This is a genomic window from Streptomyces sp. NPDC017095 (assembly GCF_044332325.1).
Taxonomy (GTDB): Bacteria; Actinomycetota; Actinomycetes; order Streptomycetales; family Streptomycetaceae; genus Streptomyces.
Map to the genome: position 1 here is coordinate 1 of NZ_JBIROU010000011.1, position 25,565 is coordinate 25,565.

A 25,565-nucleotide genomic window follows, 5' to 3' on the forward strand; every position below is an offset into this window, starting at 1 on the left:
ACCAGCGTCCTGTTCGCCATGCTCCGCGACGGAACCTTCTACGAACCCAGGAGCCCCCGCATCGCTTGACGAAAGACATAGAGGCACCCCCCCGCCACCTCCCTTCGCGCCCCTCCCCCGCTTCGTCGTCGGCTGGAGGTCCGTCTGGATCAGGTCGGTTCGGACTGATCCAGACGGGGCTTCGCCTAGTGCGCCGCCGATTCCCAGTCCGGGCCCACGCCCACCGAGACGTCCAGCGGGGCCCTGAGCTGCACGGCGCCGGACATCTCGCGGCGGACGATCTCCTCCGCGGCCGTCCGCTCGCCGGGGGCGATCTCCAGGACGATTTCGTCGTGGACCTGGAGGAGCATGCGGGACTTCAGGTCCGCCGCCCGCAGCGCCTCGTCCACCTTCAGCATGGCGATCTTCACGATGTCCGCCGCCGTGCCCTGGATGGGCGCGTTGAGGGCCATGCGCTCGGCCGCCTCGCGGCGCTGGCGGTTGTCGCTGTTGAGGTCGGGCAGATAGCGGCGGCGGCCGAAGAGCGTCGCCGTGTAGCCCGTGGCCCGTGCCTCGTCGACCGCCCGGCGCAGATAGTCCCGCACCCCGCCGAAGCGCTCGAAGTACGCGTCCATCAGTGCCCGGGCCTCGGCCGCCTCGATGTTCAGCTGCTGGGAGAGGCCGAACGCGGACAGGCCGTAGGCCAGGCCGTACGACATCGCCTTGATCTTGCGGCGCATCTCCGCGTCCACCGCGCCGGGCTCGACGCCGAACACCCGGGACGCGGCCGTGGTGTGCAGGTCCTCGCCGGAGGTGAACGCCTCGATCAGGCCCTCGTCCTCGGAGAGGTGGGCCATCACGCGCAGTTCGATCTGGCTGTAGTCCGCGGTCATCAGGGACTCGAAGCCCTCGCCGACCACGAAGCCCCGGCGGATCGCCCGGCCCTCGTCGGTGCGCACGGGGATGTTCTGCAGGTTCGGGTCCGTGGAGGACAGACGTCCGGTCGCGGCCACCGTCTGGTTGAAGGTGGTGTGGATACGGCCGTCGCCCGCGATGGTCTTGATCAGGCCCTCGACGGTGACCCGCAGCTTCGCCTGCTCGCGGTGGCGCAGCATGATCACCGGCAGTTCGTTGTCGGTCTGGGTGGCGAGCCAGGCCAGCGCGTCGGCGTCCGTGGTGTAGCCGGTCTTGGTCTTCTTCGTCTTCGGCAGCGCCAGCTCGCCGAAGAGGACCTCCTGGAGCTGCTTGGGCGAGCCCAGGTTGAACTCGCGGCCGGCCGCCGCGTGCGCCTCCTTCACGGCCTGCTGCACCGCGCCCGCGAACATCTGCTCCATCGCTCCGAAGTGCGTCCGGTCGGCGGCGATGCCGTGCCGCTCCATGCGGGCGAGCAGCGCGGAGGTGGGCAGCTCCATGTCCCGCAGCAGGTCGGCGGCGCCCACCTCCTCCAGGCGGCCCGTGAACGCCTCGCCCAGGTCCAGGACCGCGCGGGCCTGGATCATCAGGGCCTCGGCCTCGGCGCCCTCGTCCGCACCGAAGGCCAGCTGGCCGTCGGCGGTGGCGGCGGGCGTCAGCTCGCGGTGCAGGTACTCCAGTGACAGCGCGTCCAGGTCGAAGGAGCGGCGCCCCGGCTTGACCAGGTAGGCGGCGAGCGCGGTGTCCATGGTGACGCCGTCGACGCGCCAGCCGTGCTCCGCGAGGACCCGCATGGCGCCCTTGGCGTCGTGGAACACCTTGGGCCGGCCGGCGTCGGCCAGCCAGGCGGCGAACGCGTTCTCGTCGGCCTCGTCCAGCTCGGACGGGTCGAACCAGGCCGCCGCTCCGCCGGCCGCTGCGAGGGCGACCTCGGCGACCGAGCCGGCGCCCAGCGCCCAGGTCCCGACGGTGGCGACGCCCAGGGTCCCGCTGCCGTGCTCGGCGAGCCAGGGGGCCAGCTCGCCGGTGCCCAGCACGCTGCCGTCGATCTCGACGCCGTCGGCGGCGACCGGGGCGGGTTCGGCCTCCTCCGTGCCGGGGTCGACGGCGAAGAGGCGCTCGCGCAGCGACGGGTTGCGGATCTCCAGCGTGTCCAGGACCATCGCCACGGCCTTGCGGTCGTACGGGGCGCGCTCCAGGTCGGTGACCGTCCTCGGCAGCTCGATCTGCCGCTCCAGCTCGGTCAGGACACGGTTGAGCTTGACGGACTCCAAGTGGTCGCGGAGGTTCTGGCCCGCCTTGCCCTTGACCTCGTCGACGCGTTCGACCAGCTCGGCGAAGGAGCCGAACTGGTTGATCCACTTCGCCGCGGTCTTCTCGCCGACGCCGGGGATGCCGGGGAGGTTGTCGGACGGGTCGCCGCGCAGCGCCGCGAAGTCCGGGTACTGGGCGGGCGTCAAGCCGTACTTCTCGAAAACCTTCTCCGGAGTGAACCGGGTCAGCTCCGAGACGCCCTTCGTCGGATACAGCACCGTGGTGTGCTCGCTGACCAGCTGGAAGGAGTCGCGGTCGCCGGTGACGATCAGCACGTCGAAGCCCTCGGCCTCGGCCTGGGTGGCGAGGGTGGCGATGATGTCGTCCGCCTCGTACCCCTCGACGGCGAAGCGCGGGGCGTGCATCGCGTCGAGCAGCTCGCCGATCAGCTCCACCTGGCCCTTGAACTCGTCCGGCGTCTTGGAGCGGTTCGCCTTGTACTCGGTGAACCGCTCGGAGCGCCAGGTCTTGCGGGAGACGTCGAAGGCCACCGCGAAGTGCGTGGGTGCCTCGTCACGCAGGGTGTTGGCCAGCATCGACGCGAAGCCGTAGATCGCGTTCGTCGGCTGGCCGGTCGCGGTGGTGAAGTTCTCCGCGGGCAGCGCGAAGAACGCGCGGTAGGCCAGCGAGTGCCCGTCCATGAGCATCAGCCGGGGACGGGGACCGCCGGAGGTCTTGTCGGTCTGCTTCGGTGCTGTCTCTGCCACGTCCCCGATCCTGCCACGCCGCACCGACACCGCGGGCCGGACGGCCCCCTCGGGCCCGGGAGCGGTGCCGCGGTCACCTCGTGACGACGGTTCCGCACGGGCGGGCACCCGGCGCGACCGCCGCTGCCGGACCGTGCCGGGCCGACCCGGCCGCCGGACGACGCCGGGCGATCCGGTCGTCCGCGGTACCGGCGCGACCGTCCGGTTCCGTTGTCAGTGGGCCGTGGGAGGATCGGCAGCGGTTGTTCTCACACGCAGGCGAAGGGGAGGGCGCGATGGCGACCAAGCCGCCCAAGGGTGATCCGGTGCAGGACGCGCCGCGGGTCGCGGAGCCGAAGCACGCGGCGGCGGGGCTGCCGGCCATCGGGCACACGCTGCGCATCGCCCAGCGGCAGATGGGAGTGAAGCGCACCGCGCTGACGCTGCTGCGGGTGAACCAGAAGGACGGCTTCGACTGCCCCGGCTGCGCCTGGCCCGAGCCGGACCACCGGCACGCGGCGGAGTTCTGCGAGAACGGCGCCAAGGCGGTGGCGGAGGAGGCCACGCTCCGCCGGGTCACACCCGAGTTCTTCGCCGCGCACTCCGTCGCGGACCTCTCCGGCCGCAGCGGCTACTGGCTGGGCCAGCAGGGCCGGCTCACCCACCCCATGTACCTCCCCGAGGGCGGCACGCACTACGAGCCGGTCTCCTGGGAGCGGGCGTTCGACATCGTCGCCGAGGAGATCGCCGCCCTCGGCTCCCCGGACGAAGCCGTCTTCTACACCTCGGGCCGCACCAGCAACGAGGCCGCGTTCCTGTACCAGCTCTTCGCGCGCGAGCTGGGCACGAACAACCTGCCGGACTGCTCGAACATGTGCCACGAGTCGTCCGGGTCGGCGCTCGGCGAGACCATCGGGATCGGCAAGGGCAGCGTCCTGCTGGAGGATCTGTACCAGGCCGATCTGATCATCGTCGCGGGCCAGAACCCGGGCACCAACCATCCGCGCATGCTCTCCGCGCTGGAGCGGGCCAAGGCGAACGGCGCGAAGATCATCAGCGTCAACCCGCTGCCCGAGGCGGGCCTGGAGCGCTTCAAGAACCCGCAGACCCCACAGGGCCTGGTGAAGGGCGCCGCCCTCACCGACCTGTTCCTGCAGATCCGCATCGGCGGCGACCAGGCCCTCTTCCGGCTCCTCAACAAGCTGATCCTCCAGACGGAGGGCGCGGTCGACGAGGAGTTCGTCCGCGAGCACACCCACGGCTTCGCGGAGTTCGCGGCGGCCGCGCGCGCCGCCGGCTGGGACGAGACGCTGACCGCGACCGGCCTGACCCGCGCGGAGATCGAGCAGGCCCTCGGCATAGTCCTCGCCTCCCGGCGGACCATCGTCTGCTGGGCGATGGGCCTGACCCAGCACAAGCACTCGGTGCCGACCATCCGCGAGGTGGTCAACTTCCTGCTGCTGCGCGGCAACATCGGCCGCCCGGGCGCGGGCGTGTGCCCGGTGCGCGGGCACAGCAACGTGCAGGGCGACCGGACCATGGGCATCTTCGAGCGGCCCGCCCCGGCCTTCCTCGACGCCCTGGAGAAGGAGTTCGGGTTCGCGCCCCCGCGCGAGCACGGCTTCGACGTGGTCCGGGCCATCCGCGCGCTGCGCGACGGCGCGGCGAAGGTCTTCTTCGCCATGGGCGGCAACTTCGTCTCCGCCTCGCCGGACACCGAGGTCACCGAGGCCGCGATGCGCCGGGCCCGGCTGACCGTGCACGTGTCGACCAAGCTGAACCGCTCGCACGTGGTCACGGGCGCGCGGGCGCTGATCCTGCCGACCCTGGGCCGGACCGAGCGCGATGTGCAGGCCGGCGGCGAGCAGTTCGTGACGGTCGAGGACTCCATGGGCATGGTGCACGCCTCCCGCGGGCGGCTCGCTCCCGCGAGCCCGCGGCTCAGGTCCGAGCCGGCCATCGTCTGCGGGCTGGCCCGCCGGGTGCTGGGCGAGCGCAGCGTCGTGCCGTGGGAGGAGTTCGCCAGGGACTACGGCGCGATCCGGGACCGCATCGCGCGCGTGATCCCCGGTTTCGAGGACTTCAACGCACGCGTGGCCCGCCCCGGCGGTTTCGCGCTGCCGCACGCCCCGCGCGACGAACGCCGGTTCCCGACCGCCACGGGGAAGGCCAACTTCACGGCGGCGCCGGTGGAGTACCCGGCGCTGCCCGAGGGCCGGCTGCTGCTCCAGACCCTGCGCTCGCACGACCAGTACAACACCACCATCTACGGCCTGGACGACCGCTACCGGGGCATCACGGGCGGACGCCGGGTGGTGCTGGTGCATCCCGAGGACGCGCGGTCGCTCGGGCTCGCGGAGGGGGCGTACGTCGACCTGGTGAGCGAGTGGCGGGACGGCGTGGAGCGGCGGGCGCCCGGCTTCCGGGTGGTGCTGTACCCGACGGCCCGGGGATGCGCGGCGGCGTACTACCCCGAGACGAACGTCCTGGTGCCGCTCGACGCCACCGCCGACACCAGCAACACCCCGGCCAGCAAGTCCGTCGTCGTGCGCCTGGAAGCCCACACCGACGGCGCGCGGCGTCCTCTGGAACAATCGGCGGCCGACTGAGCGTTTGCTCAGTGAGCACTCTGGTGGACGACGAACGGAGCCGGCCCATGGGCGAGCAGCAGCGAGTGAAGTTCCCGCAGGAGGTCATCGACGAGTACGCGACGCTCGGTGTGGACCTGCCCGCCCTGTTCTCGGCCGGACACCTGGGCATGCGCATGGGCGTGCAGATCCTGGAGGCGTCGGCGGACAAGGTCGTCGGGACCATGCCAGTGGAGGGCAACACCCAGCCGTACGGCCTGCTGCACGGCGGCGCCTCCGCGGTGCTGGCGGAGACCCTGGGCTCGGTCGGCTCCATGCTGCACGGCGGCACCTCGAAGATCGCGGTCGGCGTGGACCTGAACTGCACGCACCACCGCGGCGTCCGCTCGGGCCTGGTGACCGGGGTGGCCACGCCGGTGCACCGGGGCCGGTCGACGGCGACGTACGGGATCGTGATCAGCGACGAGGAGGGCCGCCGGGTCTGCTCCGCCCGGCTCACCTGCCTGCTGCGGGACGCCCGCCCGGGCGAAGGCGCGCTCGTGCGGCCCACCGCGAGCTGACCGCCGCGGACGGCGGCCGGACCACCACCCCGGCCGCCCCCGCCACGCCCGCCGCCCGAGCCGTTCGTGTCGACCGAGCCGTCGCCGTTCCCGTCCCCTGCCTGCTCACCCCGCCTGTCCCGGCTGCGCCTCCCGCCGCCCACCGAACCCAGGTGCCGCCGGACCGTCGCCCCGCCCGTGCCGTCGGAACCGTTGCCTCCCGCCCCGTCTCCCCTTAGCTTCGGCCCATGGGACGGCGAGGAGGCCCCCGGCCGGCAGCGAGGTTCCTGGTGCCGGCGTCGGTGCTGCCGGCACTGCTCTTCGCGGCGGGCTGCGCCGACCCGGGCGCCTCCCCGCACCCCGCGCACCCCACGCACTCGGCCACCACCCCGCACCCCGCCCCATCCGCCTCCGCACCGCCGGTCTCCGACGCCGCTCTCTGCACCCGGCTCGTCACCTACTGGGCCCGCGAGGTGCTCGACGGCGAGACCTACGGCGACTACCAGTCGATGGGCCTGTCCCACGGGCAGTACGACATCCTGAGGGATGCCGTGGACGCCGGGCGGGCCGCCGGGAAGCGCCAAGCGGCCGGTGACGTAACCGAGTTGACGGCCCGGCAGATCCGCGCCGAGTGCGCCGCGCGCTACCGCCACGGGCGGCCGGACGACGCCCCCTGGACCTGAGGCCACCGACCCGCCGGCACCAGCCCGCCGGCATCCCCCGCTCTGTCCCGCCACCCGCCGCACGGCCCCGGCTCCGTCGTCCTACCGAGCGTGACCTCCCGACCGCCGGCCGGCGTGACGCGTGGGGCGCGGACGTACGCAAGTCGGCCCGTGCGGACGGAACTTACCGCTCCGTTCCGTACCCCCGCGGGCTCCGCCCGCAGGATCACCATAACGCCGCACACGACGAAATACCGAAAGGCCCACAGGAATGCCGGATTCCCTTTCCTGCGCGTAACTCAGCGTAATACGCGCGCAATATATGCACAGACCTTCATCCTCTGCGGACACACACGGAAGGCCGTCCCGAGGACGGGAAGACGCCCGCGGCAACGGATTCGAGTAATCAGCAAAACAGCCGACACACCTGGGATGATCATGCTCAGTCCTGCGGGTTCTCAGCATGCGGACGGCGCGAATCCCCCTGAATTCCGCCTTCTCGACCACCGTGTACCGCTGTGCATTACGTCGTGTCATAACAAGAGCGTCACAGCCTGGGTCAGACTCTCCTCCACGTTCCCCACACACGCTTAGAGTCACGGCCAGTCACCGCGCCTTCGGATTGTCAATTCAGCGCGGCGCGCGACTCGGCCGCTTCCATGGGGAGGCGGTTGTGCCTGGGGAAAGGACTGATCGTGCGTCAACGTTCGCTTATCGCCATCACCGCCGCGCTGGCGGCGGGAGCGCTCACCCTCACCGCCTGCGGTTCGCGCGACAGCGGCGACAAGGAGGGCACCGGCGCGGGCGACGGCGGCACCACCGTCGTCATCGGCGTCGACTCGCCCCTGACCGGCGACCTGTCCGCCATGGGCCTCGGCATCAAGAACTCGGCGGACCTCGCCGCCAAGAACGCCAACAAGCAGAACTTCGTCAAGGGCGTCACCTTCAAGGTCGAAGCCCTCGACGACCAGGCGCAGCCCTCCGCCGGCCAGCAGAACGCCACCAAGTTCGTCTCCGAGCAGGAGGTCCTCGGAGTCGTCGGCCCGCTGAACTCCTCGGTCGCCGAGTCGATGCAGAAGGTCTTCGACGACGCCAAACTGGCCCAGGTCTCCCCCGCCAACACCGGCCCGTCCCTCTCCCAGGGCGCCGACTGGCAGACCAAGAAGGTCCGCCCCTACAAGGCGTACTTCCGCACCGCGACCACGGACGCCATCCAGGGCCCGTTCGCCGCCCAGTACGTGTACAACACCGCCAAGAAGAAGAAGGTCTTCGTCATCGACGACAAGAAGACCTACGGCTCCGGGCTCGCGGCCACCTTCACCGACGAGTTCAAGAAGCTGGGCGGCAAGGTCGTCGGCACCGAGCACATCAACCCCGACGCCAAGGACTTCTCCGCGGTCGCCACCAAGGTGAAGAACTCGGGCGCCGAGATCGTCTACTACGGCGGCGAGTACCCGCAGGCCGGCCCGCTGAGCAAGCAGATCAAGGCCGCCGGCGCCAAGATACCGCTGGTCGGCGGCGACGGCGTCAAGGACGACACGTACATGAAGCTGGCGGGCGCCGAGAGCACCGGCGACCTCGCCACCTCCGTCGGCGCCCCGGTCGAGGACTTGCCCTCCGCCAAGACGTTCGTCTCCGACTACAAGGCGGCCGGCTACAAGGAGGGGTACTCCGCCTACGGCGGCTACTCCTACGACTCCGCCTGGGCCGTCATCGAGGCCGTGAAGAAGGTCGTCGACGCGAACGGCGGCAAGCTGCCCTCCGACGCCCGCGCCAAGGTCACCGAGGCCATGCAGAACGTGTCCTTCGACGGCGTGACCGGCAAGGTCTCCTTCGACGAGTTCGGCGACGCCACCAACAAGCAGCTGACCGTGTACGCCGTGAAGAACGGTGCCTGGGTGCCCGTCAAGTCCGGTACCTACGCCGGCTGACCGGCGCCCGTACCACCCGAGGGCCGCGCGGGGCGCTGTTGCACTGGCGCCCCGCGCGGACTCGCATCCGGCCCCATCCCTCGCACTTTCCGAACGCTCGGAGGACATGCGGTGAACGAACTGCCGCAGCAGCTGGTCAACGGCCTGCTCCTAGGATCCATGTACGGGCTCGTCGCCATCGGCTACACCATGGTCTACGGCATCGTCCAGCTCATCAACTTCGCCCACGGCGAGATATTCATGACCGGAGCCTTCGGCGCGCTCACCGTCTGGCTCTGGCTCCCCGGCGGCACCACCATGTGGATCGCGCTGCCGCTGATGATCGTCGGCGCGGTCGTCGTCGCGGTCGCCATCGCCGTAGGGGCGGAACGATTCGCCTACCGGCCCCTCCGCACCGCCCCGCGCCTCGCCCCCCTCATCACCGCCATCGGCCTCTCCCTGGCCCTCCAGCAGGCGGTCTGGGCCTGGTACCCCGAGGCGAAGTCCGCGCGCACCTTCCCGCAGATCGCCGGCGGCCCCTTCGAGATCGGCAGCGTCACCATCCAGACCGGGGACATCTTCCTCGTCGCCGCCGCCCCCATCAGCATGGCGATCCTCGCCTACTTCGTCATGAAGACCCGCACCGGCCGCGGCATGCAGGCCACCGCCCAGGACCCCGACACCGCCAAACTGATGGGCGTCGACACCGACCGCATCATCGTGATCGCCTTCGCGCTCGGCGCCGCGTTCGCCGCCGTCGGAGCCGTCGCCTACGGCCTGAAGTACGGCGAGATCAACTTCCGCATGGGCTTCATCCTCGGCCTGAAGGCGTTCACCGCGGCCGTCCTCGGCGGCATCGGCAACATCTACGGCGCCATGATCGGCGGCGTGGTCCTCGGCGTCGCCGAGACCCTGGCCACCGCCTACATCGCCGACATCCCCGGCATGGACAAGTTCGGCAGCCAGTCCTGGGCCGACGTCTGGGCCTTCGTACTCCTCATCCTCGTACTGCTGTTCAGGCCGCAGGGCCTGCTCGGCGAACGTGTCGCGGACAGGGCGTGAGACCGATGACCACACAGACCACCGCACCCGAAACCCCCGCCGCCCGCACGGCCGGCACCCCCTCCGGCCTGCTGCCCCTGCCCGAGAAGGCCGCCCGCGCCCTCGCCCTCGGCGGCAGCCTCCTGACGGCCGTCTCCACCTTCCTCGCCTGGACCTGGACCTCCGCGTTCCCCGGCGACCTCACCGTCTACGGCTACCCCGGCGGCCTCCAGGTCCTCGTCCTCATCGGCGCGCTCCTCGCCACCGTGTACGCGCTCGCCTCCTACGGCGTCCCCGGCCTCGGCGCACTCGCACCCGCCGGACCCGACGCGGCCCTGCGGTTCGCCACCCTGGCCACCTTCGCCACCAGCTTGTACACGGTCCTCGCGATCAGCACCGACCTCGGCGGCGTCGTCAACCTCGAACCCGGCGGCATCCTCGTCGCCGTGGCCAGCCTGGCCGCCCTCGCCGGCGCGCTCGCCCTGCCCTTCCAGCGGCCCGCGCCCGACCCGGCCGACCCCGACGACACCGGCTGGGAGAAGACCAGGCACGGCCTCGCCCACAAGTGGACCACCACCAAGGCCGTCTTCGCCGCCGGCCCGCCCCGGCCCGCGCCCGCCCTCCCGCCGTACGCCGAGATCCTGGTCATCGTCGCCATGCTCGCGCTCGGCCTCGCCGTCTTCACCTACGGCATCGGCACCGAGTACGACGAACTGTTCATCGGCTTCCTGCTCACCGCCGGCCTCGGATTCGCCGCCCTCACCAAAGCCGGCCTCATCGCCCACGTCTCACAGATCGCCTCCCGCCACACCGGCATCACCACCTGCGGCGCCTTCGCCGCCGCCGCCCTGTTCCCCTTCACCCAGACCAACGACCAGTACGCCACCCTCGGCGTCTACATCCTCATCTTCGCCACCGTCGCCCTCGGCCTGAACATCGTCGTCGGCCTCGCCGGCCTCCTCGACCTCGGCTACGTCGCCTTCCTCGGCGTCGGCGCCTACGCCGCGGCCCTCGTCTCCGGCTCCCCCAGCTCACCGTTCCACGTGCACTTCCCGTTCTGGGCCGCCGTCCTCGTCGGCGCCGCCGCCTCCCTGGTCTTCGGCGTCCTCATCGGCGCCCCCACCCTCCGGCTGCGCGGCGACTACCTCGCCATCGTCACCCTCGGCTTCGGCGAGATCTTCCGCATCACCGCCAACAACCTCGACGGCACCTCAGGACCCGACCTCACCAACGGCTCCAACGGCATCTCCTCGATCCCCAACCTCGACGTCCTCGGCTTCGACTTCGGTGCCCCGCACGCCATGGGCGGCTTCACCATCGGCCGGTTCGCCAACTACTTCTTCCTCATGCTGATCATCACCGCCGTCGTGGTGCTGGTCTTCCGCCGCAGCGGCAACTCCCGCATCGGACGCGCCTGGGTCGCCATCCGCGAGGACGAGACCGCCGCACTCGCCATGGGCATCAACGGCTTCCGGGTCAAGCTCATCGCCTTCGCCGTCGGCGCCTCCCTCGCCGGCCTCGCCGGCACCGTCCAGGCCCACGTCACCTACACCGTGACCCCCGAGCAGTACCTGTTCGCCGGACCCATCCCGCCCAACTCCGCCTTCCTGCTCGCCGCGGTCGTCCTCGGCGGCATGGGCACCATCAGCGGCCCCCTCATCGGCGCCGCCCTGCTCTTCCTCATCCCGAACAAACTCCAGTTCCTCGGCAACTACCAGCTCTTCGCCTTCGGCCTCGCACTCGTCCTGCTGATGCGGTTCCGCCCCGAGGGCCTCATCCCCAACCGCCGCCGCCAGCTCGAATTCCACGAAGAGGCACCGGCGCCCACCCTCCTGACGAAGGCGGGGGCCTGACCACCATGACCACCGACACCACCACCCGCGGCACCGCCCCCGGCGCCCCCGCACCCCGCACCACCGTCCTCGACGCCCGCGGCGTGACCATGCGCTTCGGCGGCCTGACCGCCGTACGCGGCGTCGACCTCACCGTGGGCGCCGGCGAGATCGTCGGCCTCATCGGCCCCAACGGCGCCGGCAAGACGACCTTCTTCAACTGCCTGACCGGCCTCTACGTCCCCACCGAGGGCGAAGTCCGCTACCAGGGCAACGTCCTGCCCCCCACCCCCTTCAAGGTCACCGCCGCCGGCATCGCCCGCACCTTCCAGAACATCCGGCTGTTCGCCAACATGACCGTCCTGGAGAACGTGCTCGTCGGCCGGCACACCCGCACCAAGGAGGGCTTCTGGTCCGCCGTCCTGCGCGGCCCCGGCTTCCACCGGGCCGAGAAGGCCTCCAAGGACCGGGCCATGGAACTCCTCGCCTTCATCGGCCTGGACCACAAGGCCGACCACCTCGCCCGCAACCTCCCCTACGGCGAACAGCGCAAACTGGAGATCGCCCGCGCCCTCGCCAGCGAACCCGGCCTGCTGCTCCTCGACGAACCCACCGCCGGCATGAATCCGCAGGAGACCCGGGTCACCGAGGAACTCGTCTTCGCCATCCGCGACATGGGCATCGCCGTCCTCGTCATCGAGCACGACATGCGCTTCATCTTCAACCTGTGCGACCGCGTCGCCGTACTCGTCCAGGGCGAGAAGCTGATCGAGGGCGACAGCGCCACCGTCCAGGGCGACGAACGGGTGGTCGCGGCCTACCTCGGCGAACCCTTCGAGGACGCGCCCGGCGCCGAGGAGGCGGCCGAGGTCGCGGCCGCCGAGGCCCACGCCGAGACCACGAAGGACGCCGCGCCCGGCAAGGAGAACGACCGATGACCGCACTGCTCGAAGTCGAGGACCTGCGGGTCGCCTACGGCAAGATCGAAGCCGTCAAGGGCATCTCCTTCACCGTCGACGCCGGCCAGGTGGTCACCCTCATCGGCACCAACGGCGCCGGCAAGACCACCACCCTGCGCACCCTGTCCGGACTGCTCAAACCGGCCGGCGGACAGATCAGGTTCAACGGCAGATCGCTGAAGAAGGTCCCGGCCCACGAGGTGGTCTCGCTGGGCCTCGCCCACTCGCCCGAGGGGCGGCACATCTTCCCGCGCATGACCATCGAGGACAACCTGCGCCTCGGCGCGTTCCTGCGCAGCGACCGGCCGGGCATCGAACAGGACATCCAGCGCGCCTACGACCTGTTCCCCATCCTCGGCGAACGCCGCAAGCAGGCCGCCGGCACCCTGTCCGGCGGCGAGCAGCAGATGCTGGCGATGGGCAGGGCGCTGATGTCCCGGCCCAAGCTGCTGATGCTCGACGAGCCGTCGATGGGACTGTCGCCGATCATGATGCAGAAGATCATGGCGACGATCGCCGAGCTGAAGGCACAGGGGACGACGATCCTGCTGGTCGAGCAGAACGCCCAGGCGGCGCTCTCGCTCGCGGATCAGGGACACGTCATGGAGATCGGCACGATCGTCCTGTCCGGAACGGGACGGGACCTGCTCCACGACGAATCGGTCCGCAAGGCCTACCTCGGCGAGGACTGACCGCTCCGGGACGACAGAGGCCCGCTCCCCCTTCTCCGGGGCGCGGGCCTCGTCGTACGCAGGGGCCGCTCAGCTCTTCTTGGCCGCCTTCTTCTCGTCGTTGTCCGCGATGACCGCCTCCGCGACCTGCTGCATCGACATCCGGCGGTCCATGGAGGTCTTCTGGATCCAGCGGAAGGCGGCCGGCTCGGTCAGGCCGTACTCGGTCTGCAGGATCGACTTCGCCCGGTCGACCAGCTTGCGGGTCTCCAGCCGCTGGGAGAGGTCGGCGACCTCCTGCTCCAGCTGCTTCAGCTCGGTGAACCGGGAAACGGCCATCTCGATCGCCGGCACGACGTCGCTCTTGCTGAACGGCTTCACCAGATACGCCATCGCACCGGCGTCCCGGGCCCGCTCGACGAGGTCGCGCTGCGAGAAGGCGGTGAGCATCAGGACCGGCGCGATGGACTCCTCGGCGATCTTCTCGGCCGCGGAGATGCCGTCCAGCTTGGGCATCTTCACATCCAGGATGACCAGGTCCGGCCGGTGCTCGCGGGCCAGCTCGACGGCCTGCTCGCCGTCCCCGGCCTCACCGACGACGCTGTACCCCTCCTCCTCCAGCATCTCTTTGAGGTCGAGCCGGATCAGCGCCTCGTCCTCCGCGATGACGACACGGGTCGTCAGCGGAGGCACGTGCGACTTGTCCTCGTCGGTCACGTCTACGGGCTGGGGCGACTCGGGGGCGGTCACGGAGGCTCCTTGGTCCAGGGCAGGGGCTCTGCTTCCAGCAGGGTACCTAGCTGCGGGGATGAGCGGTGAACCGGTACACTTCCCACGACCCCCTCGCCTGCCCGGTTGGAGGAACTGGTCAGACTCGCGGCACTCAAAATGCCGTGCCCTTCGGGCATGTGGGTTCGAATCCCACACCGGGCACCGTAGTACGAAGCGGAGGATCACGTTCGCGTGGTTCTCCGCTTTTTTCGCGTGTCGGCACGGGTGTTCACACAGAGTGTCCGCATGAACGTCCACAGCACTGAAGTGCGACAGAAGGCCCTCACGCTGCTCCGGGGCGGCGCAAGAAACGCGGACGTGGCGCAGCATCTGCACGTGCCTGAGGGGACAATCGGCTACTGGAAGCACCTCGACCGGGCCCGACGCGGCGAGTGTCCCGGGCGGCATAGTCCGCCATGCCCGCGGTGCGACGGCCGCCCGCTCGACGAGGTGGCCTACGGCTACCTTCTGGGCCTCTATCTCGGCGACGGCCACATCAGCCGCTACTCCGGGCACCGGGTGCCCAACCTCATGATCACGTGCTCGGATGCGTGGCCCGCCGTGATGGACGCGTGCGAGGCGGCTATGCGCGCCGTGTTCCCCGCGAACTCGGTGTGCCGGGTGCGGAAACAGGGCTGCCACAACGTGAAGGTCTACTCGATGCACCTGTCCTGCCTGTTCCCCCAGCACGGGCCCGGGAAGAAGCATGAGCGTCCGATCGTGCTCGAGCCCTGGCAGTGGGCGATCGTCCGGGACCACCCCTGGGAGTTCGTCCGGGGGCTCGTCCACTCCGACGGCTGCCGGGTCACCAACTGGACGACCCGGACGGTCGCCGGTGAGCGCAAGCGGTACGAGTATCCGCGCTACTTCTTCTGCAACAAGTCGGACGACATCCGCGGGCTCTTCACGGACGCTCTCGACCTGGTCCGCGTGGAGTGGACCACCCTGGCCCGCGGCGGCACCCCGTTCACCGTCTCCGTCGCCCGCAGGGCCTCCGTAGCCCTCATGGATCTCCACGTCGGGCCGAAGCGCTGATCCCGGCCCCCGTCACTTCGGGCTGTCGTCCTCGCCGATGTGGTGGACCCGCACCATGTTGGTGGCGCCGGAGACGCCGGGCGGGGAGCCGGCGGTGATCACCACGACATCGCCCTTCCGGCAGCGGCCGTACTTCAGCAGCAGCTCGTCGACCTGGTCGACCATGGCGTCGGTGGAGTCCACGTGCGGGCCGAGGAAGGTCTCGGCGCCCCAGGTGAGGCTGAGCTGGGAGCGGGTGGCCGGTTCCGGGGTGAAGGCCAGGAGCGGGATCGGCGAGCGGTAGCGGGACAGGCGGCGGGCGGTGTCCCCGGACTGGGTGAACGCGACCAGGAACTTGGCGCCGAGGAAGTCGCCCATCTCGGCGGCGGCCCGTGCGACCGCGCCGCCCTGGGTGCGCGGCTTGCTCCGCTCGGTCAGCGGCGGCAGCCCCTTGGCGAGCATGTCCTCCTCGGCCGCGGCGACGATCTTCGCCATGGTGCGCACGGTTTCGACCGGGTACTTGCCGACGCTGGTCTCGCCCGAGAGCATCACCGCGTCCGTGCCGTCGAGGACCGCGTTGGCCACGTCGGACGCCTCGGCGCGGGTGGGCCGGGAGTTCTCGATCATGGAGTCGAGCATCTGGGTGGCGACGATCACCGGTTTGGCGTTGCGCCGGGCGAGTGCGACGGCGCGTTTCTGGACCATCGGCACCTGTTCGAGCGGCATCTCGACGCCCAGGTCGCCGCGCGCGACCATCAGGCCGTCGAAGGCGGCCACGATGCCGTCGAGGTTCCGTACCGCCTGGGGTTTCTCGATCTTGGCGATGACCGGGAGGCGGCGGCCTTCCTCGGCCATGATCCGGTGGACGTCGAGGGCGTCGTCGCCGCTGCGGACGAAGGAGAGGGCGATCACGTCGAAGCCGGTGCGCAGTGCCCAGCGCAGGTCGTCCTCGTCCTTCTTGGACAGGGCGGGGACGGAGACGGCGACGCCGGGGAGGTTGAGGCCCTTGTGGTCGGAGACGACGCCGCCTTCGATCACCCGGGTGTGGACGCGGGGGCCGTCGACGGCGGTGACCTCCAGGCAGACCTTGCCGTCGTCGACGAGGACGCGTTCGCCGGGGGTGACGTCGGCGGCGAGGCCGGCGTAGGTGGTGCCGCACTGGTGGCGGTCGCCTTCGGCGCCGTCTTCGACGGTGAGGGTGAAGGTGTCTCCGCGTTCAAGGAGTACGGGGCCTTCGGTGAAGCGACCGAGGCGGATCTTCGGGCCCTGAAGGTCGGCGAGGATGCCGACGCTGCGGCCGGTTTCGTCGGCCGCTCGCCGGACGCGCTGGTAGCGCTCCTCGTGCTCGGCCTGGGTGCCGTGGCTGAGGTTGAACCGGGCGACGTCCATTCCGGCCTGGACCAGTGCCTTGATCTGGTCGTACGAGTCGGTGGCGGGCCCCAGGGTACAGACGATCTTTGCTCGGCGCATGAGTCGAGCCTAGGGCTTACCCACGGGTAGGGAATCGGTGTCGTATGACCACTCAACACACTTTCGGCAAAGGGTTGTTGACAAGTGTTGAAGTGCGCGGCGGTGCGCTCCGATGAGCGATGGTCATCAGATCGCAACCTCGCGGACCTGTTGCCGCCGGACATGCTCAGGACAGAATCTACGCGCGTTGTCGACCATCGCCTAGGAGACCGAGAGATGCCGCTGAACCGCCGGAAGTTCCTAAAGAAGTCCGCCGCCACCGGAGCGGGAGCGGTGGTCGCCGGCGCGGCGGCGGCGCCGGCGGCCGAGGCGGCCGGGGCCGGCGCGCCCGGGCACCGCGCGAAGCGGTACGCGCTGACCGTCATGGGCACCACGGACCTGCACGGTCATGTCTTCAACTGGGACTACTTCAAGGACGCGGAGTACTCCGACAAGGCGGGCAACGCGCTGGGCCTGGCGCGTATCGCGACCCTGGTCGAGCAGGTGCGCGAGGAGAAGGGCCGCCGCAACACGCTGCTGCTGGACGCCGGTGACACCATCCAGGGCACCCCGCTGACGTACTACTACGCGAAGGTGGACCCGATCACCGCCGAGGGTGGTCCGGTGCATCCGATGGCGCGGGCGATGAACGCGATCGGGTACGACGCGGCGGCCCTCGGCAACCACGAGTTCAACTACGGCATCGAGACGCTGCGGGCGTTCGAGGAGCAGCTGGACTTCCCGCTGCTCGGCGCCAACGCGGTGGACGCGAAGACGCTGCGGCCCGCTTTCCCGCCGTACGTCATGAAGACGTTCCACGTGCCGGGTGCCAAGCCGGTCCGGGTGGCCGTGCTCGGTCTGACCAACCCGGGCATCGCGATCTGGGACAAGGCGTATGTGCAGGGCCGGCTGGCGTTCCCGGGGTTGGAGGAGCAGGCGGCCAAGTGGGTGCCGAAGCTGCGGTCGATGGGTGCGGACGTGGTGGTCGTCTCGGCGCACTCGGGTACCTCGGGCACGTCGTCGTACGGTGACCAGGTGCCGTATCTGGAGAACGCGGCGGCCGAGGTGGCCCGGAAGGTGCCCGGTATCGACGCGATCCTGGTGGGGCACGCGCATCTGGAGATCCCGGAGCTGAAGGTGGTCAACGAGCGGACGGGCCGGACCGTGGTGCTGTCCGAGCCGCTGTGCTACGCCGAGCGGCTCACCGTCTTCGACATCGAGCTGGTGTTCGGCAAGGGCCGCTGGGAGGTGGAGTCGGTGTCCGCCTCCCTGCGCGACTCGCGGACCGTCGTCGATCATCCGGAGATCACCCGGTTGCTGACCGAGGATCACCGCAAGGTCGTGGCGTACGTCAACCAGGTGGTGGGCCGGGCCACCGAGACGCTGACGACCGTCGAGGCCCGGTACCGGGACGCGCCGATCATCGATCTGATCACCAGGGTCCAGGAGGACGTGGTCAAGGCGGCGCTCGCGGGCACGGAGTACGCCGCGCTGCCGGTGATCGCCCAGGCGTCGCCGTTCTCCCGGACCTCCGAGATCCCGGCGGGCGAGGTCACCATCCGGGATCTGTCGAGCCTGTACGTGTACGACAACACGCTGGTGGCCAAGGTGCTGACGGGCGCGCAGGTGCGGGCGTACCTGGAGTACTCGGCGGAGTACTACGTCCAGACGGCGGCCGGTGCCGTGGTCGACGTGGAGAAGCTGACCAATGCCGGTGGCCGTCCGGACTACAACTACGACTACGTGTCGGGGCTGTCGTACGACATCGACATCGCGCGGCCGGCCGGGTCGCGGATCAGGAACCTGGCCTTCGGCGGGGCCGCGCTGGACGACGCGCAGCAGTTCGTGCTGGCGGTGAACAACTACCGGGCCAACGGCGGCGGTGCCTTCCCGTATGTGGCGAAGGCCAAGGAGGTGTGGTCGGAGTCGACGGAGATCCGGACCCGGATCGCGGAGTGGGTGACCGCGAAGGGTGTGCTGGACCCGAAGGACTTCGCGTCGGCGGACTGGAAGCTGGTGCGGGACGGCGTGCCGGTGTTCTAGCCGGTGGTGCGGGGCGGCGGTCCTGGCGGGCGGTGCCGCCGCCGGTGGGCTCGGCCGGTCGTGCGGGCGGTCAGGGGCCGTCGACGAGCGGGATGAGCCGCTTGGGCTGCCGGGCCTGCGGCACCCGTTCCGCCGGGTCGTCGAGTCCGAAGGTGGTGAAGGCGGTCCGGGTGGGCAGCGGGTAGGTCTCCTTGCCGGTCAGGGAGTTGAGGATGGTGGCGCTGCGCCAGGCGGCGAGGCCGAGGTCGGGGGCGCCGACGCCGTGGGTGTGCAGTTCGGCGTTCTGGACGTAGACCGAGCCGCTGACGGCAGGGTCGAGGACGAGGCGGAACTCCCCGTCGATGAGCGGGCGTTCACTGCTGTCGCGGCGGACGTAGGGGTCGAGGCCGGCGAGGATGCGGCCGAGGGGGCGTTCGCGGTAGCCGGTGGCGAGGATGACGGCGTCGGTGGTGTGCCGGGTGCGGCTGCCCTGCTGGAGGTGTTCCAGGTGCAGTTCGATCCGGCTGGTGGCGATGCGGCCGGCGGTGCGGACGCGGACGCCGGGGGTGAGGACGGCGTCGGGCCAGCCGGTGTGCAGGGTGCGCCGGTACAGCTCGTCGTGGATGGCGGCGAGGGTGCCGGCGTCGATGCCTTTGTGCAGTTGCCACTGGGCGGAGACGAGCCGGTCGCGGACAAGTTCGTCGAGGGCGTGGAAGTAGCGGGTGTAGTCGGGGGTGAAGTGTTCCAGGCCCAGCTTGGAGTACTCCATCGGGGCGAACGCCTCGGTGCGGCCGATCCAGTGCAGTTGTTCCTGGCCGGGTGGGCGGTGCCGCATCAGGTCGAGGAAGATCTCGGCGCCCGACTGTCCGGAGCCGACGACGGTGACGTGTCCGGCGGCGAGGACGGCGTCGCGGTGGCCGAGGTAGTCGGCGGCGTGCAGGACGGGTACGCCGGGGGCGTCGACGAGGGGCTGGAGGGGTTCGGGGACGTAGGGGGCGGTGCCGATGCCGAGGACGATGTTGCGGGTGTAGGTGCGGCCCAGGGTCTCGGTCTCGCCGTCGGTGTCGAGCTGGGCGTAGTCGACTTCGAACACGTCTCGTTCGGGGTTCCAGCGGACGGAGTCGACCTGGTGGCAAAAGCGCAGCCCGGGGAGTGCTTCGGCGACCCAGCGGCAGTAGGCGTCGTACTCGGCGCGCTGGATGTGGAAGCGCTCGGCGAAGTAGAAGGGGAAGAGCCGTTCGCGGTTTCTGAGGTAGCTGAGGAAGCTCCAGGGGCTGGTGGGGTCGGCGAGGGTGACGAGGTCGGCGAGGAAGGGCACTTGGATGGTGGCGCCCTCGATGAGCAGTCCGGGGTGCCAGTCGAAGCCGGGCCGCTGTTCGTAGAAGACGGCGTCGAGTTCGGCGAGCGGGTGGGCGAGGGCGGCGAGGGAGAGGTTGCAGGGGCCGATGCCGATGCCGACGAGGTCGCGGGGGGTGGCGGGTTCGTGGCGTGGGGGGTGGGTCATCCGGGGGTGCTTCTTTCGGCGAGTTCGACGGGGGCGGCGCGTGCGACGAGGTCGAGCAGGTGGGCCAGGTCGTCCGGCCGGGTGTGGGGGTTGAGGACGGTGGCCTTGAGCCAGAGCCGGCCGTCGAGCCGGGCGCGGCCGAGCACGGCCCGGCCCTGGTGCAGCAGTGCGCGGCGGACGGCGGCCACGGCGTCGTCGGTGGCGCCGGCCGGGCGGAACAGGACGGTGCTGATGACGGGCCGGCCGTAGAGCTCGAAGCGGGGGTCTTCGGCGGTTCGGGCGGCGAGTTCGCGGGCGCGGGCGCAGACCTGGTCGACCAGGGCGCCGAGTCCGGTGCGGCCGAGGGTGCGCAGGGTGACGGCGATCTTCAGGATGTCGGGGCGGCGGGTGGTGCGCGGGGAGCGGTCGAGGAGGTCGGGGAGGCCGGCTTCGGTGTCGTCGGCGGCGTTGAGGTAGTCGGCACGCTGGTGGAGGGTGCGGAGTTCGCCGGGGCGGGCCACGGCGAGCAGGCCGGCGGCGGCCGGCTGCCAGCCCAGTTTGTGCAGGTCGAGGGTGACGGTGTGGGCGGCTTCGAGGCCGGTGAGCCGGTGGCGGTGGCGGTCGCTGAAGAGCAGGCCGCCGCCGTAGGCCGCGTCGATGTGCAGCCGGGCGCCGTGGGCGGCGCACCGGGCGGCGATCTCGGGCAGCGGGTCGATGAGTCCGGCGTCGGTGGTGCCGGCGGTGGCGGCGACGAGCAGCGGGCCGGGGAGGGTGCGCAGGGTGTGGTCGAGGGCGGCCGGGTCCAGGGTGCCGCCGGGTGCCGGGACGACGGCGGGCTCGGGCAGGCCGAGCAGCCAGGCGGCGCGGGGCAGGGAGTGGTGGGCGTTCGCGCCGTGGACGAGGCGCAGGCCGGCGCCGTGGGCTTCGCGGGCGAGCAGCAGGGCGAGTTGGTTGGACTCGGTGCCGCCGGTGGTGACGAGGGCGTCGGCGAGGCCGGCCGTGCGGGCGAGGGCGCGGGCGACGGCGGCTTCGAGGGCGGAGGCGGCCGGGGCCTGGTCCCAGGAGTCCAGGGAGGGGTTGAGGGCGCTCGCGGCGAGGTCGGCGGCGACGGCCACGGCGAGCGGCGGGCAGTGCAGGTGGGCCGCGCAGAGCGGGTCGGCGGGGTCGGCGGCGCCCGCGGCGAGGGTGTGTACGAGGGTGCGCAGGGCGTCGGGGTCGCCGGTGTCGGGCAGGGCGTCGCCGAGGGCGGTGGTGACGCGGGCGGTGACGGTGTCGGGGCCGCCGGCGGGCAGGGGGCCGCCGCGTGCGGTCCGGCCGGCGGCGAGCGCGTCGAGGACGGTGGCGAGGAGGGGGCGCAGGGCCTCGGGACCGCCGGGGCCCGAGGCGAGCGGCGGGGCCGGGGCGAGTGGAGGGGCCGGGGCGACCGGGGCGAATGGAGGCGGGTGCGGGGTCTCTCCTCCGCTCATGGGCTCTCCTCCGGGGCGCGGGAACGTCCGGCGGGCTCGCGTCGGCCCGGGGTTTCCGGCGTGTGGGTGGAGTTCCAGCTTGTACCGGAAGAGAGCCCTGTGTCCCGAAAGCCAGGGGAACACGACCCGAAAGTGTGTACTGCCCTCTGCCGGCGACGGGTTGGGGCCGCGCCGGGAGGCCGGTGGCGGTGACCGGCGCGGCCGGCGGTGCCGGTCGCGCCGGTCACCGCCATCACGGTGCCGCCTTCCGCGGGCCCGGCCGTGCGCGGGCCGTCGGCCCCGGGGCCGACGGCCTGCCCGCGTCCCGCGCCTACTCCCCGGGCCGCTCGCCGCGTACCCGCAGGGCGCGGGAGAGGTCGTCCAGGCGGTCGGCGAGGGTGCGGCGCAGCGCCGGGGTGAGGTCGGCGTCGCGCAGGCAGGCCTCGCCGAGCCGGAGGTTCTCGGTGTCGACGGCGTGGGCCGGGAAGCACCAGCGGCCTGCGGCGACGGCGATGGCGGGGCCGCGGCGGGCGGCGAGGGCGACGGCGTCCGGGTAGAAGCGCGGCACGTACGCGCGGACCAGTTCGGCCTGTTCGGGCTGCCAGAAGCCCTGTGCGGTGGCCGTGAAGAGGTAGTTGGACAGGTCGTCGCCGGTGAACATCGCCTCCCAGGCGGCGCGCTTGGCCTCCGGGTCGGGCAGTGCGGCGCGGCAGCGGGCGGCGCCCTCCTGGCCGGTGGCGCTGGGGTCGCGGGCCAGTTCGGCGGCGATGGTGTCCTCGTCGGTGGCGCCGAGGACGGCGAGCCGGGCGAGGACGCGCCAGCGCAGCTCGGGGTCGAGTTCCGGTCCGCCGGGGACCGTGCCGTCGGCGAACCAGGAGGCGAGGGGTTCGGGCTGGGCGGCCACGGAGATCAGGTGCCGTACGGCGATCAGCCGCAGGCCGGGGTGGTCGCCGTCCTCGGTGCGGCGCAGCAGGTCGCGGCAGAGGGAGGTGAGGGCGGCCAGGGCGGCCGGCCGGTCGGCGGGTGCCAGGTACTGCTCGGTGAGCTGGCCGGCGGCGAAGGCGAGGACGCCTTGGGCGACGGCGAGGTCGGTCTCGCGGGGCAGGTGTGCGCGGGCCGTCTCCAGGTAGGCGGCGGGCGGGAGTTCGCCGTCCCGCACGGCGTCGCGGAGGGCGTTCCATACGAGGGCGCGGGTGAGCGGGTCGGGCAGTCCGGACAGGCTGGTGCGGACGGTGTCGAAGGAGGCGGTGTCGAAGCGGATCTTGGCGTAGGTGAGGTCGCCGTCGTTGAGGAGGACCAGCGCGGGGCGCTTGCCGATGGGCTGCGGGGCGGTCTGCGGCAGGTCGAGGTCGACGCGTTCGCGCAGCACCAGCCGGTCCCGGTCGGTGATGTCGTGGTCGTACAGGCCGGCGCTGAGGCGGTGCGGGCGGCTGCCGGCGCGGTCGACGGCGAGCGCGCAGGTGCCGCCGGCGGAGGTGATCACCGGGGCGAGGGTGTCGACGCCGGTGGTGCGCAGCCAGCTGTCGGCCCAGGCGGGCACGGAGCGGTCGGTGGCCGAGGCGAGGGAGTCGAGGAAGTCGGCGAGGGTGGCGTTGGCGAACTTGTGCCGGGCGAAGTGGGTGTTGATGCCGGCGAGGAAGTCCTTCTCGCCGAGCCAGTGGGCGAGCTGGCGCAGCGCGGAGGCGCCCTTGGCGTAGGAGATGCCGTCGAAGTTGAGCAGGGCGGAGGCCGTGTCGTCGACGTTCTCGGGGGCGACCGGGTGGGTGGTGGGCCGCTGGTCGGCGTCGTAGCCCCAGGCTTTGCGGGTGACGCCGAACTCGGTCCAGGGGTCGGTGAACCGGGTGGCCTCGGCGGTGGTCTGGTAGCCCATGTACTCGGCGAAGGACTCGTTCAGCCAGATGTCGTCCCACCACTTGAGGGTGACGAGGTCGCCGAACCACATGTGGGCCATCTCGTGTGCGATGACCATGGCGCGGGTCTGGCGCTCGGTGTCGGTGACGGCGGAGCGGTAGACGAACTCGTCGCGGAAGGTGACCAGGCCCGGGTTCTCCATGGCGCCGGCGTTGAACTCGGGGACGAATGCCTGGTCGTAGGAGTCGAAGGGGTAGGGCTCCTCGAACTTCTCGTGGTAGCGGTCGAAGCAGGCGCGGGTGATGTCGAGGATCTCGTCGGCGTCGGTGTCGAGGTGGGGGGCGAGGGAGCGGCGGCAGTGGAGGCCGAAGGGCAGTCCGCGGTGTTCGGTGCGCACCGAGTGCCAGGGGCCGGCGGCGACGGCGACCAGGTAGGTGGAGACCGGCGGGGTGGGCGCGGCCTGCCAGACGCCGTCGGCGCGGCGGGCGGTGACGCCGTTGGCGAGGACGGTCCAGCCCTCGGGGGCGGTGACCGAGACCTCGAAGACGGCCTTGAGGTCGGGCTGGTCGAAGGCGGCGAAGACGCGCTGGACGTCGTCCATGAACATCTGGGTGTAGACGTACGTCTCGCCGTCGCTGGGGTCGGTGAAGCGGTGCATGCCCTCGCCGGTGCGGGAGTAGCGCATGACCGCGTCGACGCGCAGCAGGTGCTCGCCGGCCGTGAGGTCCTTCAGCGGCAGCCGGTGCCCGGTGAGGGCCGCGGGGTCGAGCGGCTGTCCGTCGAGCGTGACGCTGCGCAGCTCGGCGGGCTTCAGTTCGACGAACGTGTCCCCGTCGGACCGGGCGGTGAACCGGATCTCGGTACGGGAGTCGAAGGTCTCGTCACCGGTGGTGAGGTCCAGTTCGACCGTGTACCGGTGGACGTCGAGGAACTGTGCTCGGAGCTGCGCTTCGTCGCGCGTGAGTACGGACATGCAGGCCATGCTGCCTGATGAGGGCGACAGCGCACAGGGGCGGATCGGTACACGGCTTTTTTCCCCGCGCGCCCCGGCTCCTCGCCGGCTGCTCCCCGGCCCTCCCCCGGTCCGGCGCGGGCGCCGGCCGCCGTGGGCGGGCCGGGGCTCAGGCGTCCTGGTCCCGCTGCCCGTTGTGGGTGTCCTCGGCGATCCGCTCGTGGTGCCGGATCACCTCGGCGATGATGAAGTTCAGGAACTTCTCGGCGAACGCCGGGTCCAGCTTGGCGTTCTCGGCGAGGCGGCGCAGCCGTTCGATCTGGCGGGCCTCGCGGGCGGGGTCGGCGGGCGGGAGCTGGTGCAGTGCCTTGAGCCGGCCGACCTGCTGGGTGGCCTTGAAACGCTCGGCGAGCATGTGGACGACGGCCGCGTCGATGTTGTCGATGCTGTCGCGCAGCCGCTCCAGTTCCTGGCGGACCCCGGGGTCCGCGGCACCGGTGCCGGTGTTGCTGGTGGTCATGAGGGTCAACCCTATGCGCTGGACGGGCCGGGTCCTACGGGGTGTCCGAGGAGTGGATCAGCGGCGGGTCGCCGGGGTCCGGGACGCGGTCGCTCCAGCCGCCGGGCACGGTACGGCCCTGCCGGGCGCGGAAGCGGACGGGGGCGAGGCCGACGCGCCGGGTGAACAGGCGGGAGAAGTAGGCGGGGTCGGCGTAGCCGACGCGGCGGGCGACGGCGGCGACGGGCAGTTCGGTGCCGGCGAGCAGTTCCTTGGCCCGGCCGAGGCGGATGCCGAGCAGATAGTCCTTGGGGCTGCATCCGGCCGCCCGGCGCACCGCTTCGCGGAGCGCGGCGGTGGTCATGCCGTGCCGGGCGGCGTGGCCGGCGACGGTCAGGGGGGTGCAGGCGTCCCGGGCCAGGGCCGCCAGCACCTGGTCGCCGTCGGGGGCGAGGTCGGCGCGGGCGCGGCGCAGCGCGACGAGGAGTTCGTGGACGGCGGCGCCGGTCTCCACCTCCAGCAGCGGGTTGCCGCGGCGGGCGGCCCGGGCGACGCGGGCGATGACCGTGCGGGGCCCGGTGGCGTCGGAGAGCGGGACCACGGGCCGGCCGGGTTCGATGTAGCCGAGGTCCCGGTAGGCGGCGGTGGCGGGGCCGTCGAAGTCGACGAAGCCCTCGTCCCAGCCGGTGTCCGGGTCGGGGCCGTAGTGGTGGGGCACGCCGGGGGTGAGCCACAGCAGCGCGGGCGCGGTGACCGTCGTACGGCGGCCGTCGGCGCCCTGGTACCAGCCGCCGCCCGCGCTGATCACCACGGCCACGTGGTGGTCGAGGGTGCGCGGGCCGACCACGGGCAGCGCGCCGTGCTGGAGGCCGACGCCCAGGCAGACCAGGCCGAGGCGGTGGTGGGCGGGGCCGGGGCTGAGGAACCGCATCCAGGTCCGGTACATCGGTGCTCCTCCCGCTGTCCGCGCGGTGCGCGTTTTTGTC

18 protein-coding genes and 1 tRNA gene are annotated in these 25,565 nt (G+C 71.6%); 11 read left to right on the forward strand and 8 right to left on the reverse strand.

The features are described 5' to 3' along the window. Positions 1-185: 185 nt before the first annotated feature. Positions 186-2,912, reverse strand: a complete 2,727-nt coding sequence (gene polA, locus ACH4OA_RS22395; RefSeq protein WP_397940724.1) for a DNA polymerase I — start codon at positions 2,910-2,912, stop codon at positions 186-188. Positions 2,913-3,187: 275 nt separating this feature from the next. Here polA and ACH4OA_RS22400 point away from each other — a divergent pair, with 275 nt between their 5' ends. From ACH4OA_RS22400 to ACH4OA_RS22435, 8 genes are all read left to right on the forward strand, one after another. Beyond that, positions 3,188-5,500, forward strand: coding sequence for an FdhF/YdeP family oxidoreductase (locus tag ACH4OA_RS22400; protein ID WP_397970384.1), 2,313 nt, complete (start codon positions 3,188-3,190; stop codon positions 5,498-5,500). 47 nt (positions 5,501-5,547) lie between these two features. After that, positions 5,548-6,039: a hotdog fold thioesterase gene (locus ACH4OA_RS22405; protein ID WP_397970579.1), complete on the forward strand. Its 492-nt coding sequence runs from the start codon at positions 5,548-5,550 to the stop codon at positions 6,037-6,039. Between the two features lie 227 nt (positions 6,040-6,266). After that, positions 6,267-6,701, forward strand: coding sequence for a hypothetical protein (locus ACH4OA_RS22410; RefSeq protein WP_397970387.1), 435 nt, complete (start codon positions 6,267-6,269; stop codon positions 6,699-6,701). A gap of 674 nt (positions 6,702-7,375) precedes the next feature. Continuing rightward, positions 7,376-8,611, forward strand: coding sequence for a branched-chain amino acid ABC transporter substrate-binding protein (locus ACH4OA_RS22415; RefSeq protein WP_365880307.1), 1,236 nt, complete (start codon positions 7,376-7,378; stop codon positions 8,609-8,611). 111 nt (positions 8,612-8,722) lie between these two features. Beyond that, the gene (locus ACH4OA_RS22420; protein ID WP_397940717.1) at positions 8,723-9,652 is read left to right on the forward strand and encodes a branched-chain amino acid ABC transporter permease; all 930 of its coding nucleotides are present in this window, start codon (positions 8,723-8,725) and stop codon (positions 9,650-9,652) included. 5 nt (positions 9,653-9,657) lie between these two features. Then, positions 9,658-11,484: a branched-chain amino acid ABC transporter permease gene (locus ACH4OA_RS22425; RefSeq protein WP_397970390.1), complete on the forward strand. Its 1,827-nt coding sequence runs from the start codon at positions 9,658-9,660 to the stop codon at positions 11,482-11,484. A gap of 5 nt (positions 11,485-11,489) precedes the next feature. Continuing rightward, positions 11,490-12,401, forward strand: coding sequence for an ABC transporter ATP-binding protein (locus tag ACH4OA_RS22430; RefSeq protein WP_397940713.1), 912 nt, complete (start codon positions 11,490-11,492; stop codon positions 12,399-12,401). Further along, positions 12,398-13,114 (forward strand): ABC transporter ATP-binding protein, encoded by a 717-nt coding sequence (locus ACH4OA_RS22435; protein ID WP_397940711.1) that lies wholly within the window; start codon positions 12,398-12,400, stop codon positions 13,112-13,114. Before ACH4OA_RS22430 ends, ACH4OA_RS22435 begins: the two co-directional genes overlap by 4 nt. Before the next feature lie 69 nt (positions 13,115-13,183). Here the strand turns inward: ACH4OA_RS22435 and ACH4OA_RS22440 are convergent, their stop codons facing one another. Continuing rightward, positions 13,184-13,843, reverse strand: a complete 660-nt coding sequence (locus tag ACH4OA_RS22440; RefSeq protein WP_365883348.1) for a response regulator — start codon at positions 13,841-13,843, stop codon at positions 13,184-13,186. 99 nt (positions 13,844-13,942) lie between these two features. On the opposite strand from ACH4OA_RS22440, the gene ACH4OA_RS22445 reads away from it, so the two are divergent. Then, positions 13,943-14,026: transfer RNA gene (locus tag ACH4OA_RS22445), tRNA-Leu, on the forward strand. 84 nt (positions 14,027-14,110) lie between these two features. Next, positions 14,111-14,899, forward strand: coding sequence for a helix-turn-helix domain-containing protein (locus tag ACH4OA_RS22450; RefSeq protein WP_397970393.1), 789 nt, complete (start codon positions 14,111-14,113; stop codon positions 14,897-14,899). Between the two features lie 12 nt (positions 14,900-14,911). Here the strand turns inward: ACH4OA_RS22450 and pyk are convergent, their stop codons facing one another. Continuing rightward, positions 14,912-16,348: a pyruvate kinase gene (gene pyk, locus ACH4OA_RS22455; protein WP_365941742.1), complete on the reverse strand. Its 1,437-nt coding sequence runs from the start codon at positions 16,346-16,348 to the stop codon at positions 14,912-14,914. 216 nt (positions 16,349-16,564) lie between these two features. On the opposite strand from pyk, the gene ACH4OA_RS22460 reads away from it, so the two are divergent. Then, positions 16,565-18,370 carry a bifunctional metallophosphatase/5'-nucleotidase gene (locus ACH4OA_RS22460; RefSeq protein WP_397970396.1) on the forward strand — a complete coding sequence of 602 codons (1,806 nt, stop codon included), beginning with the start codon at positions 16,565-16,567 and terminating at the stop codon, positions 18,368-18,370. A 70-nt stretch (positions 18,371-18,440) separates the two neighbouring features. Here ACH4OA_RS22460 and ACH4OA_RS22465 read toward each other — a convergent pair whose 3' ends face one another. From ACH4OA_RS22465 to ACH4OA_RS22485, 5 genes are all read right to left on the reverse strand, one after another. Next, entirely contained in the window at positions 18,441-19,853 is a 1,413-nt protein-coding gene (locus ACH4OA_RS22465) for a lysine N(6)-hydroxylase/L-ornithine N(5)-oxygenase family protein (protein WP_397970399.1), read from the reverse strand. Next, a complete protein-coding gene (locus ACH4OA_RS22470; RefSeq protein WP_397970402.1) occupies positions 19,850-21,298 on the reverse strand; it encodes a pyridoxal phosphate-dependent decarboxylase family protein in 1,449 nt (482 codons plus the stop codon). The genes ACH4OA_RS22465 and ACH4OA_RS22470 overlap by 4 nt, the downstream gene beginning before the upstream one ends. A 310-nt stretch (positions 21,299-21,608) precedes the next feature. Beyond that, positions 21,609-24,101: an aminopeptidase N gene (gene pepN, locus ACH4OA_RS22475; protein ID WP_397940699.1), complete on the reverse strand. Its 2,493-nt coding sequence runs from the start codon at positions 24,099-24,101 to the stop codon at positions 21,609-21,611. A gap of 148 nt (positions 24,102-24,249) precedes the next feature. After that, positions 24,250-24,600, reverse strand: a complete 351-nt coding sequence (locus ACH4OA_RS22480) for a chorismate mutase (RefSeq protein ID WP_365883172.1) — start codon at positions 24,598-24,600, stop codon at positions 24,250-24,252. A gap of 34 nt (positions 24,601-24,634) precedes the next feature. Beyond that, on the reverse strand, positions 24,635-25,525 hold the full coding sequence (locus ACH4OA_RS22485) for a helix-turn-helix domain-containing protein (RefSeq protein ID WP_397940697.1): 891 nt from the start codon (positions 25,523-25,525) through the stop codon (positions 24,635-24,637). Positions 25,526-25,565: the final 40 nt, after the last annotated feature.